Annotated in this window: 14 protein-coding genes and 1 pseudogene; 5 read left to right on the forward strand and 10 right to left on the reverse strand. The window is 72.3% G+C overall.

Annotated elements, in window-relative coordinates; genetic code table 11:
- Positions 1-445, reverse strand: a 445-nt coding sequence (locus EF918_RS24225; protein WP_260610586.1) for a flavin reductase family protein, incomplete at its 3' end; no start/stop codon positions are given.
- 177 nt (positions 446-622) lie between these two features.
- Between EF918_RS24225 and EF918_RS24230 the strand changes: the two genes are divergently transcribed.
- Both EF918_RS24230 and EF918_RS24235 read left to right on the forward strand, forming a co-directional pair.
- The gene (locus EF918_RS24230; protein ID WP_125650425.1) at positions 623-1,408 is read left to right on the forward strand and encodes a VOC family protein; all 786 of its coding nucleotides are present in this window, start codon (positions 623-625) and stop codon (positions 1,406-1,408) included.
- Positions 1,409-1,515: 107 nt separating this feature from the next.
- A complete protein-coding gene (locus EF918_RS24235; protein ID WP_125650427.1) occupies positions 1,516-1,827 on the forward strand; it encodes a ribosomal protein L7/L12 in 312 nt (103 codons plus the stop codon).
- Positions 1,828-1,859: 32 nt separating this feature from the next.
- On the opposite strand, the gene EF918_RS38465 is transcribed toward EF918_RS24235, so the two are convergent.
- The 7 genes and pseudogenes from EF918_RS38465 to EF918_RS24265 form a co-directional block, all read right to left on the reverse strand.
- Positions 1,860-1,994, reverse strand: a complete 135-nt coding sequence (locus EF918_RS38465) for a hypothetical protein (protein ID WP_260610587.1) — start codon at positions 1,992-1,994, stop codon at positions 1,860-1,862.
- A gap of 473 nt (positions 1,995-2,467) precedes the next feature.
- Positions 2,468-2,764: pseudogene (locus EF918_RS39335) on the reverse strand (transposase domain-containing protein); the annotation flags it as partial.
- Positions 2,765-2,890: 126 nt separating this feature from the next.
- Complete coding sequence (locus EF918_RS24245; protein WP_125650429.1) at positions 2,891-3,697, reverse strand: enoyl-CoA hydratase/isomerase family protein; 807 nt, start codon at positions 3,695-3,697, stop codon at positions 2,891-2,893.
- A gap of 54 nt (positions 3,698-3,751) precedes the next feature.
- Positions 3,752-5,986 (reverse strand): acetate--CoA ligase family protein, encoded by a 2,235-nt coding sequence (locus tag EF918_RS24250; RefSeq protein ID WP_125650431.1) that lies wholly within the window; start codon positions 5,984-5,986, stop codon positions 3,752-3,754.
- A gap of 325 nt (positions 5,987-6,311) precedes the next feature.
- Positions 6,312-7,439: a CU044_5270 family protein gene (locus EF918_RS24255; RefSeq protein WP_125650433.1), complete on the reverse strand. Its 1,128-nt coding sequence runs from the start codon at positions 7,437-7,439 to the stop codon at positions 6,312-6,314.
- Positions 7,436-8,119, reverse strand: coding sequence for an RNA polymerase sigma factor (locus tag EF918_RS24260; RefSeq protein ID WP_260610588.1), 684 nt, complete (start codon positions 8,117-8,119; stop codon positions 7,436-7,438). Before EF918_RS24260 ends, EF918_RS24255 begins: the two co-directional genes overlap by 4 nt.
- 124 nt (positions 8,120-8,243) lie before the next feature.
- Positions 8,244-9,443: an NAD(P)/FAD-dependent oxidoreductase gene (locus tag EF918_RS24265; RefSeq protein ID WP_125650437.1), complete on the reverse strand. Its 1,200-nt coding sequence runs from the start codon at positions 9,441-9,443 to the stop codon at positions 8,244-8,246.
- 193 nt (positions 9,444-9,636) lie between these two features.
- On the opposite strand from EF918_RS24265, the gene EF918_RS24270 reads away from it, so the two are divergent.
- The 3 genes from EF918_RS24270 (at position 9,637) to EF918_RS24280 (ending at position 11,001) form a co-directional block, all read left to right on the forward strand.
- Positions 9,637-10,089, forward strand: coding sequence for a DoxX family protein (locus EF918_RS24270; protein WP_125650440.1), 453 nt, complete (start codon positions 9,637-9,639; stop codon positions 10,087-10,089).
- Positions 10,086-10,517: a Zn-ribbon domain-containing OB-fold protein gene (locus tag EF918_RS24275; RefSeq protein WP_125650442.1), complete on the forward strand. Its 432-nt coding sequence runs from the start codon at positions 10,086-10,088 to the stop codon at positions 10,515-10,517. The genes EF918_RS24270 and EF918_RS24275 overlap by 4 nt, the downstream gene beginning before the upstream one ends.
- A gap of 67 nt (positions 10,518-10,584) precedes the next feature.
- A complete protein-coding gene (locus tag EF918_RS24280) occupies positions 10,585-11,001 on the forward strand; it encodes a peptidoglycan-binding protein (RefSeq protein ID WP_125650444.1) in 417 nt (138 codons plus the stop codon).
- Between the two features lie 22 nt (positions 11,002-11,023).
- Here the strand turns inward: EF918_RS24280 and EF918_RS24285 are convergent, their stop codons facing one another.
- A complete protein-coding gene (locus EF918_RS24285; protein WP_125650446.1) occupies positions 11,024-11,260 on the reverse strand; it encodes a DUF397 domain-containing protein in 237 nt (78 codons plus the stop codon).
- The gene (locus tag EF918_RS24290) at positions 11,257-12,129 is read right to left on the reverse strand and encodes a helix-turn-helix transcriptional regulator (protein ID WP_125650448.1); all 873 of its coding nucleotides are present in this window, start codon (positions 12,127-12,129) and stop codon (positions 11,257-11,259) included. The genes EF918_RS24285 and EF918_RS24290 overlap by 4 nt, the downstream gene beginning before the upstream one ends.
- Between the last annotated feature and the right edge of the window lie 199 nt (positions 12,130-12,328).

Here is a 12,328-nt window from a genome sequence, read left to right on the forward strand (position 1 = left end):
GGGACGGGGTGTGGGGGACGCCGGCGAACTTGTCGGTGCCGCTCATCGCGAAGGCGCGGCACAGGGCGCCCTGTTCGGCGCCGAGGACGTTGACGCAGAAGACGCCGGCCCGGGCGATGCGGGGCCAGGTGGTCGACGTGCGGGCGACCATGAACGTCACCAGGGGCGGGTCCAGGGACAGGGAGGCGAAGGACTGACAGGCGAAGCCGGCCGGGCCGGCGTCGGGTCCGTCCTCGGTCGCCGGGGCGGTGATCACGGTGACGCCGCTGGCGAAGTGGCCCAGGACCGAGCGGAATTCGGCCGGGCCGACGGGTGCGCGCTCGTCCTCGCCGACGGCTCGCAGATCGGGCCGGGGATGCGCGTCGACGGGCCCGGGCTGCGCGGTCGGCTGTCCGGCGGACCTGAGGTATCGGACGACGGTGGCCGCCATCCCTGCGTGTCCCATCACGTCGATTATTTAAGCTGACGGGTCGTCAGGTGGGAAGAGGTGTGCGGGCGGTGGGCGGGCGTTGCGCCGGGTGGGTGAATCGACCCGGTCCGGTGGGGCCGGTGCGCGGGGCCTGGGGTGCCGGGTCGGCATCGTGGCGGGGGTCTTTGCAACCGGACTTCCAGGAGGCACCGCATGCTCGGCACCGACTTCCGTGTCGGCTCACCCAACTGGATCGACCTCGGCAGCCCCGACATCGACCGGGCGTTCGCCTTCTACTCCGCGGTCTTCGGCTGGCAGTTCGTGAGCCGTGGCCCCGAGGCCGGCGGCTACGGCTTCCTGCAGAAGGACGGCGGGACCGTCGGCGCACTCGGCAAGACCATGGACGAGGACGCCCGGTCGGCCTGGATGGTCTACTTCCGCTCCGACGACGTCCGGGCCACCCGCGACCAGGTCGTCGCCGGGGGCGGCACCGTGCGGGTCGAGCCGATGGACGTGCGGGGCGAGGGGTGGCTCGCACAGTTCACCGACCCGCAGGGCGCGGAGTTCGCCGTCTGGCAGCCGGGCAGGACCACGGGGCTGGAGCGGACCTCGGAGGACAACACCCTGGTGTGGGTGGAGCTGCACGTGCCCGACCCGGAAGCGGCCATCGCCTTCTACCGGGGGCTGTTCGGCTGGCGTTCGCTGGAGATGGACGCGCCCGGGATGACGTACCGGGTGGTGAGCGTGGCCGACGGAGACCAGGAGGACGCGTCCTTCGGCGGCGTGGCACCGCTCCAGGAAGGGCAGCGGGACGCGCGGTGGGTGCCGTACTTCGCCGTGGCGGACGCCGACGCCGTCACGGCGGCGGTCGGCGCCAACGGCGGGCAGGTGCTCATGCCTCCGGCGGACGTGCCGGACGTCGGACGGATCGCCTGGCTGACGGATCCGGCGGGGGCGGTCTTCGCGGTGCTCAAGCCGAACCCTCGACAGGGCGGCTGAGCCCCTGCCGGGGCCGGGCCGCGGGGCCTGTCCCCCAACGCAGTTGCTTTACTGCCTGGATAGCTTGGGGTAGCCGGGGAGGGCGTGTGGAAGAGCCAGGTTTCCGTGTGCTGCTGACAGAGGCAGGTGACCGGACGGTGGAGGTCGTCCGTGCGATCCGGACGATCACCGGTCTCAGTCTCTGGAACAGCAAAGTCCTACTCGACAGCGCGCCGGTAACGGTCACGGAACCCAACTGGCTCGAAGTCGCAGACGAGGCGGCCGGGGTCCTTGAGCACGCGGGCGCCCGCGCGACGGTGGTGTGCGACTGGTGCGACCGCATCGTCACGCGGGGGGCTGGGCCCATCGACCCGGCCCCCTGCAAGGGGCCGTGGCCTGCCGAGGCCTGCCGGGCAAGTTGCCCACCGGCCGCGCTTTGAGGGTCGGCCAGTTCAGGCGGCCTGGTGAGTGTCTAGGGCGGTGACGGGTTCAGGGACGGCTTGAGCACGGGTCTCCCCGCCCGCCGGTTGGTCTTGGCCTTCTTGGTCTGGTTGAGGACCCAGCGGCCCGGCTCGACCGTTCCCCGTTTGGCGCGGGTCCGCAGCACGGGCCACCGGTTGGGCTTCTTGATCGCCCGTGGGCAGTTCCGGTTCCTACGGGCTGGGAGCAAGCGACTGCGTGCCTCTTGACCAGCCTCGGCGAGGGAGCGGGTGAGCCTGGCCGTCGTAGCTCCGAGCTGGGACGGAACGCTTCGGCGGATGATGCGGACGCACTTGAGGTAGGAAAGCCGGTCTGCGTCGACGGCAGGGCCGGCGAGGGCTGCGGCGTGGGCGAACCGGCGGATCGCGTGGTGCACGGCGAGGTAGGCCCACAGTTCCTGCCGGACACCCTCCGGCGTGCGGGAGCGGATCGGCCGTCGGGGCCGAGGTGGTTCTTGATCTCGTCGAAGGTGTCGCCGTTGCTTACCGAGTCGGGAAGGTCGAACTGGGTGCCGTCCAGAGCGAGGAGCCGTAGCCCTCGCCACCATGCCCCGGGCGTGTCCGGAGGGGCGAGCGGACCGGCCACCTCCCTGAACAGGGTCTCCAACACCTCCTCGCCGAGCCGCGACCGCGCTCGACAAAAGCACGACCGGTTCACCCTCGCGAGGGTCCGGCTGCCTGGTATGCCGTTGGTCAGCACGCGCAGTACCTCCTCGTACGACTCCCTGGCGAACAGGCACAGGGCCAGGAAGAAGTAGACGACCAGCCGCGCCGGTAGGAGGCGGCGCCGCTGCTCAGCTCGGCCGTGCTTGGCTATCGCCGCGTCGACCAGTTCGGCGGTGAACACCTTCGTCAGGATCCCGATCCGCACCCGCTGCCCCGCTCCCCACCCCGTCACACCCGGAGCAACACCTCTCAGACCTCAAAAGCAACTGCATTGGCCTGTCCCCCCCGGGGCCTTCCCCGGGTCCTGTCCCGGCCCCGGCCCGGCTTCGGGGGCCGGGGGGTCCGGCCCGGGGTGGCGTCAGGTGCCGTGGAAGGTGGGGGTTCGGCGTTCGGCGAAGGCTGCTATGCCTTCCGTGGCGTCGGTGGTGGTCATGTTGAGTTCCTGCGCCATGGCTTCGGCGGCCAGGGCGGTGGGCCGGTCGGTGTCCAGGGCGGCGTTGACCAGGTGTTTGGTCATCACCAGGGCGCGGGTGGGGCCCTCGGCCAGGCGGCGGGACCAGGCCGTGGCCGTGGCGTGCAGGTCGGCGGCCGGGACCACGGCGTTGACCAGGCCGATGCGGGCCGCTTCGGCGGCCGGGAGGGCGTCGCCGAAGAACATCAGCTCCTTGGCCTTCTGGGGGCCCACGAGACGGGTCAGGAGGTAGGCGCCGGCGCCGTCCGGGACCAGGCCGCGACGGGCGAACACCTCGATGAACCGTGCGGTGTCCGCTGCGAGGACCAGGTCGCAGGCGAAGGCCAGGTGCGCGCCGATCCCGGCCGCCGTGCCGTTCACCGCGGCGATCACCGGCTTCTCGCAGTCCATCACCGCCGTGATGAAGCGCTGGGCGCCCTGGCGGATCATCCGCGCGACGTCCCCGGCGACCCGGTCGCCGTCCGTCCGGGGCGCTCCGCGCAGGTCGGCGCCCGCGCAGAAGCCCTTGCCGGTGCCCGTGACGACCACGGCGCGGACCGAAGGGTCCGCCGAGGCGTCGGCGAGGAGGGCGATGATCCGCTCGCGCTGGTCCCAGGTGAGGGCGTTCATCGCCTCGGGGCGGTTCAGGGTGATCCACGTGACGCCGTCGTCGTCCGTGGTGTGCCGTACCGAGTGTTCCGGTGCGTCGGGCATGGGGGAGACTCCGGTCCGGTCGTCGGGTCGCGTCGGGGCGTCGGTCGGGCGTGGTCAGCGGCAGACGGCCAGGGCGTCCAGGGCCACCGCGCCCTGGCCGCGGGGGAGGACCATCAGGGGGTTGATGTCGAGTTCGGAGAGGGAGTCGCCGAGCTCCAGGGCCATGCGCTGGACCCGTAGGACCACCTCGACCAGGGCGTCCACGTCGGCCGGCGGCGCTCCCCGGACGCCCTCCAGCAGGGCGTGTCCGCGCAGCTCGGTCAGCATGGCCCGGGCCTGGTCCTCGCCGAACGGCGGGACCCGGACGGCCGCGTCGCGCAGCACCTCCACCAGGACCCCGCCCAGGCCGACGGTCACGGTCGGGCCGAAGAGGTCGTCCTGGGTGACGCCGACGACCATCTCCACGCCCCGCTCCACCATCTGGCACACCAGGATCCCGTCCAGCGGGACGTCCTCGTAGCGGGCGATGTCGGTCAGCTCGCGGTAGGCGTCGCGGATCTGGCTGGCGGAGGTCAGACCGACCTTCACCAGGCCCAGTTCGGTCTTGTGGGCGAGCTGCGGGCCGGAGGCCTTCATGACGACCGGATAGCCGACCAGGCCGGCCGCGCGGACGGCCGCCGCCGCGCTGGTGACGAGCTGCTCGCGCGGCACCCGTATCCCGTACGCGCGCAGCAGCTGCTTCGCCGCGTGCTCGCTGAGCTGCTGCCCCGGGCGCATCAGGGCCTGCGCCTTGCGGTACGAGGGCGAGGGGGTGCGGGGCGCGTCCGCGAAGGGGGAGCGGTACGTGGCCGTGAAGCGGTGGTGGTGCAGGTAGGCGCGGACGGCGGTGATGCAGTTGCCGAACGTACGGAAGGTGGCCACGCGGGAGGAGCCGAGGAGCGTGGTGCGGTAGGCCTCCTCCGTGCCGACGGGGGAGCCCCAGATCACGCAGATCAGCTTGTCGGTCCGTTCCGCCGCGTCCACCAGGTCCTGCGCCAGCTTGTCGCTCATCGGCGGGAACGGGCCCGTGATCGGGCAGATCAGGACGCCGACGGCCGGGTCGGCCAGGATCGCGTCGATGATCTTGCGGCCGCGCCAGTCGCCGACCGGGTGGCCGCCGTTGTCCACGGGGTTGGCGACGTTCAGGTAGTCGGGGATCCACTGGTGCAGCTCGTCCTGCTTGGCCCGGGAGAGGGTGGGCAGGGTCAGGCCCGCCTCGGTGGCCAGGTCGGAGAAGTGGGCGCCGGTGCCGCCGGAGATGGAGTAGACGACCACGCCCTCGGCCTGCGGGCGGCGGGCCCGGGCCAGCAGGGCGGCGGTGTCCTGGAGCTCGTCCAGGCCGTCGACGCGGATCACGCCGAACTGCCGCAGGGCGGCGTCCACGACGGTGTCGGCGCCGGTCAGCTTGCCGGTGTGGGAGGCGGCCGTCCGGGCCCCCGCCTCGGTGCGGCCGACCTTGACGGCCACCACGGGCACGCCGTTGCGGGCGGCGCGGTCGGCGGCCAGCAGGAAGGAGCGGCCGTCCTTGAGGCCCTCCACGTAACAGGCGATGGCCCCGACCTCGGGCTGCTCGGCGAAGTACGAGAGGAAGTCGGCGGTCTCCAGGTCGGCCTCGTTGCCGGTGGGGGCCCAGTGGGAGAGCCGGATGCCGAGTTCCTGGAGGGCGTAGACGGGGCGGCCCTGGTGCCCGGACTGGGTGATCAGGGCGATGGCCGGGCCGTCGAGGTCCTCGCGGAACTCCTGGAAGGCGTTGAGGTTGGTGTTCGGGCCCAGCAGGCGCAGCCCGGAGCGCTTGACGGCGGCGGCCAGCCGGGTCTGGGCCTCGGCGCCCGCCTCGCCGGTCTCGGCGAAGCCGGAGGCGAAGGCGACGGCGAACTTCACCTTGGCCTCGGCCAGCTCCTCGATCACCGGGAGGGGGTCGGCCACCAGCAGGACGGCGAGGTCGACGGGTTCGGGCAGGGCGGCCACGGAGGCGTGGCAGGGCCGGCCGAAGACGCTGGTGCGGGTGGGGTGGACGGGGTGGACGCGGGCGCCGACCCGTTCCGCCCAGGCGATGAGCTGGCGGGTGATCCCGGTGTTGGGTCGGCCCTCGGCGTCGGAGGCGCCGACGACGGCCACGGATTCGGGCCGGAAGAAGCGGTCGAGGTCGGGCACGTCGGAGGTCAGGGGCCGTCCGCTGACGTCCACCGCGCCGTCGGCCGCGGTGGCCGGGCCGGTGGTGGAGTGGACGGCCGTTCTCGGGGTCTCCCCGCAGGCCGAGACGCGTGCGCGGAAGTCGGTGGTGAGGGTGCCGTGAGTAGATCCAAGCATCGTTCCGCCCGCTCCTGCTCGATGGCTCGTATACTGACGCGTAGTCAGATTACTGAACTGACGCGCCGTCAGGAACAGGCCTGCGCGCAGGAAACCCAAACGTCTCCGACAGGGCCGAGCCCTCCGGGGGCGGGCCCCCGGTCCGCTACGGGGCTCCGGCGGAGCCGTCCCAGGGGCGCGGGGACTGCGCGGGTGCCCCAGGCCCGCGGGCCGTGGGTGGCTGGTCGCGCAGTTCCCCGCGCCCCTAGAGGTGGGACTCCGGCCCGGCGGGGGCGTCGGGGGCCGCGCCCCTCCCCCTGGAGGTGGGGCTCTGGTCCCGCAGGGGTCAGTTGGGCAGTTGGCGGAGGTGGTCCACCACCGTTCGGGTCAGGATGGCGGTGGTGGAGACCACCGTGCCCGGCTTGATCAGGCCTCGTTCGCCCGACTCGCCCTGGACCTGGACGATGCGCTCGCCGAGGAACGCGTAGGACTGGCGGTCGAAGATCCATTCCTCCCGCTGGCCGCTCGTCTCGTCGAGCCGGGCCACCGCCACCCCGTGCCGCCCGGCGGCGTCCACCGCGTCGTCCACCGTCACCACACCCGGGATCTTCGCCGCGGCCTTGTACAGCGCGGCCGCGAGCGCGGGCGACGGCTGGCCGGCGCGCAGCAGGTCGCCGATCGTGGTGAAGGCCTCCTGGTCGGGTGTGCGGCCCTTGCCCGCGGTCTCCCGGTAGATCCGCTGGAGCAGCACGTCGGGATCGGTGGGCAGGGTGGCCAGGTAGTTGTGGCTGGGGGCGTTGAGGTGCGGCGTCGGGGTGTTGCCCCGCTCGTCGGGACCCTCCAGGGTCACGCCCTCCGGGCCGGTGTTGCCGGGCTCGATCAGCCATCCCTTCGTCCCGTCGGGGGAGTTCCACTGGTGGCGCATGTGCAGCTCCTCGCTGACCAGGCTGCTCTTGCCGTGGTCGGTCTTCACGTACGTGGTGGCCGTCCGGGTCCCGGTGTACAGGAACTGGTCCGCGCGCACCCCCGCGCCCGGAGCCGGCGCGGACGCCGCGGCCAGCGAGATGCGGTCCAGCAACTGCGGCGCGCCCGAGGCGTCGACCGTGCCCAGCCGGGTGGTCATGGCCGGGACGGTGGCGATGGTGGTTCCGGGGCCGTCCGGGCCGCCCAGGTCGGTGGAGGCGAGGAAGCCGGTGGCGAGCGCCCCGGCCAGGGCGAAGGCGGCGGCTGGCAGCAGGACGGCGCGGCGGAGGAACGGGTTGCGGCGCGTGGCGGCGGCGCGCTCGGGCCGGCCGCCGACCGCGGGGGCGACGGGCGGGGTTGCGGCGCGGAGGTCTTCGTGGATCTGGGCCATCAGTCGCTCCTTGTGGAACCGGTGGCGGCCCGCGGGCAGTTCCCGCTCGGTGAACGGCAGGAGGGGCGAGGTCTCCTCCGGGCCGGCCGGGTCGGGACGGTGGGAAAGGTCGGCGTTCATCGGATTCCTCCCTGTGCGGACCGGACCGCGGATCCGCGGTCGCCATATGTCTGTCGGGCCCGGGCACCGAGTTCCCGGTTCCGTCCGTTCTTCTTCTTCTCGCTCTGCTTCTCCTGCTTCTCCCTCTCCTTCTCCTGCTTCTTCAGTGCCGCATCCGCCAGCTTGCGCAGCTTCGTACGGGCCCGGGACAGCCGCGACCGTACGGTCCCCACCGGGACCCCGAGGACCTCGGCGGCCTCGGCGTACTCCAGGCCCTCGCCCACGCACAGCAGGAGCACCTCCCGCTCGGGCGGGCGCAGCGTGCCGAGCTGGGACAGGGTGGCCGCGATCTGCTGCCGGTCGTCCAGCCGGCCGGCCACCTCGTCGGCGTGGTCGGGGACCGCTGCGGAGTCCGCCGCCACCGCAGCGGCGGCCGCCGCGGCGCGGTAGCGCCGGTTGCTGCGGCAGTGGTTGCGCGCGAGGTTGGTGGTGATGCCCAGGAGCCAGGGCCGCAGCGAGCCGCCCTCGGCGTCGACGGTGGCGCGCAGCCGCCACGCTTCGAGGAAGGCCGCCGACATGACGTCCTCGGCGACGGCCCAGTCCCCGGTCATCCGGAAGGCATGGTTGTAGAGGGTGCGGGCGTAGCTGTCGAACAGCTCCGCGTAGGCGTCCGGATCCCCGGCCCGCACCCGGGTTCGCATCTCTGTCGTCACTCCTGTGGGCTGTCCGCCTCCGACATCCGGGTTCCCGTGATCCACGTCACTCGGATCCGGGCCGTCCGCCCTCACGCTCCCAGAGGCCCGGCGCCCGAGAGCCGAGCCGCGCTCAGCCGCGGACCCGTGACCCCCGCGTCCCGCGCGCCTCTCGCGCCAAGGCCCGCGCCAGCTTCTGGGCGTCCAGGGCGAGTTCGCGGAACATGCCGGAGATCGGGTTGGTGTAGCCCACGAAGTACAGCCCCGGCGCCCCCGCCGGACTGTGCGGGACGTGGGCCGTCGGCCGTCCACGGTCGTCCAGCACCCCGAGGTGCCCGACGAGCGGCTCCAGCCCCCGTGCGTACCCGGTGGCCGCGATCACCGCGTCCGGCGTGATCCGGGACCCGTCCGCGAGGAGGACCTCGTCCCCCTCGAAGCCCTCCACCGCCGCCACCGGCAGCACCCGCCCGGCCTTGACCGCGTCGATCAGCCCGACGTCCTGCACCGGGATCGCCCCCTCCCGGACCCGGCTGTACAGGCCCGTTCCGGGCCGCGGGAGGCCGTACGCGGACAGGTCGGGTACGGATGTCCGGGCGACCAGGGCCCCGAGCCGGTCCACCAGCCGCACCGGCAGGTGGCGCACCAGGATGCCGGTGCGCTGGGCCGGCCAGCCCAGGGTGGAGCGCCGCACGATGTGCGGGGCGGTCCGCACGGCCAGCCGCACCCGGGCGGCGCCGCCCTCGGCGAGGTCCACCGCGATCTCGGCACCGGTGTTGCCGGCGCCGACGACGAGCACGTCCTGCCCGGCGTACGGGCCCGCTTCGCGGTAGTCGGCGGCGTGCACCAGGCGGCCGGTGAAGGTCTCCCGGCCGGGCCAGTCCGGCAGCCGCGGGGTGTGGTTGAACCCGGTGGCGATCACCACGGCCCCGGCGGCGAGCTCCCGCCCGCCCCCGGCGTACAGGGTCCAGCCGGTCCCGTCGGCCGCGGGCTCGATCCGGTGCACCTCCACGCCCGTGATCAGCTCCAGCTCGTGGAACTCGGCGTACTTCTCCAGGTAGCGCACCACGTCGGCGCGGGCCACCCAGCGTCCGAAGCGGCGCGGTATCGCCAGGCCCGGCAGGGCGGACAGCCGGCGGGTGGTGTGCAGGTGCAGCCGCTCGTAGTGGCGCCGCCAGGAGGCGCCGACGGCGTCCGCCTTCTCCACGACCACGGCCCGGACCCCGCGCCCCCGCAGCGCGGCGGCCACCGCGAGTCCGCCGGGCCCGCCGCCGATCACGTACACGGGACGCGGCTGCGTGTTCATCAGGTCGTGCTCGGTGGGCGCTCCAGGCATGAGCAGTGAGCGTATCGGCGGGCCGGGAGCGTGGGTCTCGGTCGGGCGGGGATCCGGTTGCGGATCGATCACGGCGGCGCGCCGCTGCCGCCGCCCCCGCCGGGGCCCTTGCGCGATCGGCCCCGATCGGCTGAACTGACGTACCGTCAGATCGGGACGTCGGATCCGTCGATGGAGGGTGGTGGGGAGGGCGATGCAGACCATCTGGCTCACCGGGGCCGAGTGGCTCGCCGTGCTCCGGATAGGCCTCGGCCTGTGGTGGCTGGAGAGCTGGCGGCACAAGGACAAGAAGGGCTGGTTCGAACGCGGCACCGGCATCGCCTGGGCCGCCGACGTGGCCGGCAAGCACCGCTGGGGCTTCGTCACCCGCGGCTTCCGGCAGGTGGTCGAGCCCCGCCCCAAGCTGATGGCCTACGTCGTCGTCCACGCCGAGCTCGCCCTGGGTCTCGGCCTGGTCGTCGGCTTCCTCACCCCGGTAGCCCTGGTCGGCGGCCTGCTGCTGAACCTCCTCTACCTCGTCCTGATGATCCACGACTGGGCCGAACAGGGTCAGAACGGGATGATGGCCCTCATCTCCCTCGTCTCGCTCTTCGCCATGAGCTGGCAGGCCTGGTCCCTCGACGCGTCGATCGGACTCTTCCTGTGACCGCCGCACCCCGTTTCGACCTGCCCGAGGTGGACGAGTTCACCCGCCCCTACTGGGACGCCGCTGCCGAGGGCGCCCTGCTGCTGCGGTACTGCGCGGCCTGCGGGCTCACCCACCACTACCCGCGCGAGTTCTGCCCCCACTGCTGGGCGGGCGAGGACCGGGTCACCTGGCGCCCGGCCACCGGCCGGGCCACCCTCTACACCTGGTCCGTGGTCCACCGCAACGACCTGCCGCCGTTCGGCGCCCGCGTCCCGTACGTCGCCGCCGTGGTCGACCTGGCCGAGGGCCCCCGCATGATGACCGAGCTGGTCGACTGCCCCGACCCGGCCGCCCTCCGCGTGGGCATGCCCCTGGAGGTCACCTTCCGCGAGGCCGCGGAGGGGGTGACCGTGCCCCTGTTCCGACCCGCGAACCCCCGTGCCTGACAGGCAAGTTCAGGCCAGTCGGCTAGGATCGCGCCACTGCATGTACATGCTCACGTGATGAGGTCCGATGAAGCACACCCGCACCCTCCGCCGCGCCACGGCGGTCCTGGCCGCCGCCGTCACCCTGGGGCTCGGTACGACGACGGCCCACGCGGACCCGGGCATCCCCAACGTCGGCTACGGCTACCCGAACCCCGCCAAGTCGGTCCGCTGCGTCCAGTTCTTCATCAACAGCTACCTCGGCATGCACACGGTCGACGAGGACGGCCTGTTCGGCCCCCGGACCCAGCAGGGGGTCAAGGACCTCCAGCGGCACTCCAACTTCAACTGGACCACCCATGAGCTGGCGACCGACGGCGTCTTCGGCAAGGCCACGGGGCAGGCCGTGCTGGAGCACGTCAAGCAGAACCCCTGGTCGATCGACTACAACCGGGCCTGGAGCTGCAGCCACTACGTGCCGTCGTACACCGTCGTCCTCAACTGAGGCCGTCAGCGCCGCCCTGCCCTCAGCGGGCGCTGACGAAGGCGGCCCAGGCCTCCGGCGAGATGTCCAGCCGGGGGCCTGCCGGGTTCTTGGAGTCGCGGACGTGGATGGTGGTGGGGCAGGCCGCCACCTCTACGCACTGGCCGCCCTCGCCGTCGCTGTAGCTCGACTTCTGCCAGGCGATCGCGACTTCGACGCACTGTCCGCCCTCGCCGCCGCTGTAGCTGCTCTTGAACCAGGCCAGTTCGGTCGTTTTCATCGTCCTTCTCCCAGCGTCTTCTCGATCAAAGCCAGGGACTCGTCTGGCGTGAGCGCCCGTGCCCGGATGATCCCATAGCGCTCCGCGAAGATCCGTACCTGCTCGGGATCGGTGATCAGGAGTGGGTGGCCGTAGGCCTCGGTATAGGCGACTTGTTGGCGACCTTTCGGCTGGAGGAGCGTGAACGAGCCGCCCATTGCGGCGTGCTCACCGTGCTCGAACGGCATCACCTGAAGTTCGACGGTCCGCAGGCTGCCGATCTCCAGGATGCGGCGGAGTTGTTCCGCGTGGACCTTCCTGCCGCCTACCTCCCGCCGCAGCAAGCTCTCATCCAGGACGATGCTGATCGTCGGGGACGGCCAGCGGCGGAATATCTCTTGCCGGGCCATGCGGTCCGCCACCCGCTTCTCGATGGTCTCCTCGTCCAGCAGGGGGCGGCGCTTCGTGAAGACCGCACGGGCATGGGCCTCGGTCTGGAGCAGGCCCATGACGCCCTGATGGCTGTAGTCATGGATGGCCATGGCTTCCGCTTCGGCGCGGGCGTAGTCCCGGAACCAATCCGGATGCCGGGTTCTGGCCTTCTTCAAGGCCTCCCGTACGTCCTCCACCGAGGCGAGGAGCAACCCCCTCGCCTCCAACACCCCGTCGGCCCGTTCCAAGAAGTCCGGCTGCGGAAGCCGTACGCCCCGTTCGATCGAGCCGACGAGGTCCTCGCTGACGTGCATCCGCTGCGCCAGTTCCTTCTGGGTGAGGCCCATCAACTCCCGCAGGGTCTTGATCTGTTTGCCCAGGGTGCGGAACAGGTGGGCCGTCCCGTCCACCTCCACCGGGCGTTCGGGTCGTTCCTCGCGTGGTGACAGGTCGTTCATGGCTGATCCGCCCTCGTCCGTACAGCCGTACCGGAGGAATCAGCGTAGGACGGTCCGGACACGCTCCGTGAGTCGGTTGGCCGAATCGAGTGACATGGTACTGGCGGCTACCCGACGGCGGCCGTGGGTGCGGCCGTGGCCGATGTCAGGTGGGCGGTGAGTTCCTCCACGAAGGCCGACAGGTGCGGTGGGTGGGGGC

The sequence above is a fragment of the Streptomyces sp. WAC06614 genome (assembly GCF_003949795.1).
In the GTDB taxonomy this organism is placed as follows: domain Bacteria; phylum Actinomycetota; class Actinomycetes; order Streptomycetales; family Streptomycetaceae; genus Streptomyces.

Excerpts from the sequence above, each read along its gene's own strand:
- EF918_RS24230 (WP_125650425.1), top strand. The coding sequence starts at position 623 with ATGCTCGGCACCGACTTCCGTGTCGGCTCACCCAACTGGATCGACCTC.
- EF918_RS24245 (WP_125650429.1), bottom strand. The coding sequence starts at position 3,697 with ATGCCCGACGCACCGGAACACTCGGTACGGCACACCACGGACGACGAC.
- EF918_RS24250 (WP_125650431.1), bottom strand. The coding sequence starts at position 5,986 with ATGCTTGGATCTACTCACGGCACCCTCACCACCGACTTCCGCGCACGC.
- EF918_RS24255 (WP_125650433.1), bottom strand. The coding sequence starts at position 7,439 with ATGAACGCCGACCTTTCCCACCGTCCCGACCCGGCCGGCCCGGAGGAG.
- EF918_RS24260 (WP_260610588.1), bottom strand. The coding sequence starts at position 8,119 with ATGCGAACCCGGGTGCGGGCCGGGGATCCGGACGCCTACGCGGAGCTG.
- EF918_RS24265 (WP_125650437.1), bottom strand. The coding sequence starts at position 9,443 with ATGCCTGGAGCGCCCACCGAGCACGACCTGATGAACACGCAGCCGCGT.
- EF918_RS24270 (WP_125650440.1), top strand. The coding sequence starts at position 9,637 with ATGCAGACCATCTGGCTCACCGGGGCCGAGTGGCTCGCCGTGCTCCGG.
- EF918_RS24280 (WP_125650444.1), top strand. The coding sequence starts at position 10,585 with ATGAAGCACACCCGCACCCTCCGCCGCGCCACGGCGGTCCTGGCCGCC.
- EF918_RS24285 (WP_125650446.1), bottom strand. The coding sequence starts at position 11,260 with ATGAAAACGACCGAACTGGCCTGGTTCAAGAGCAGCTACAGCGGCGGC.
- EF918_RS24290 (WP_125650448.1), bottom strand. The coding sequence starts at position 12,129 with ATGAACGACCTGTCACCACGCGAGGAACGACCCGAACGCCCGGTGGAG.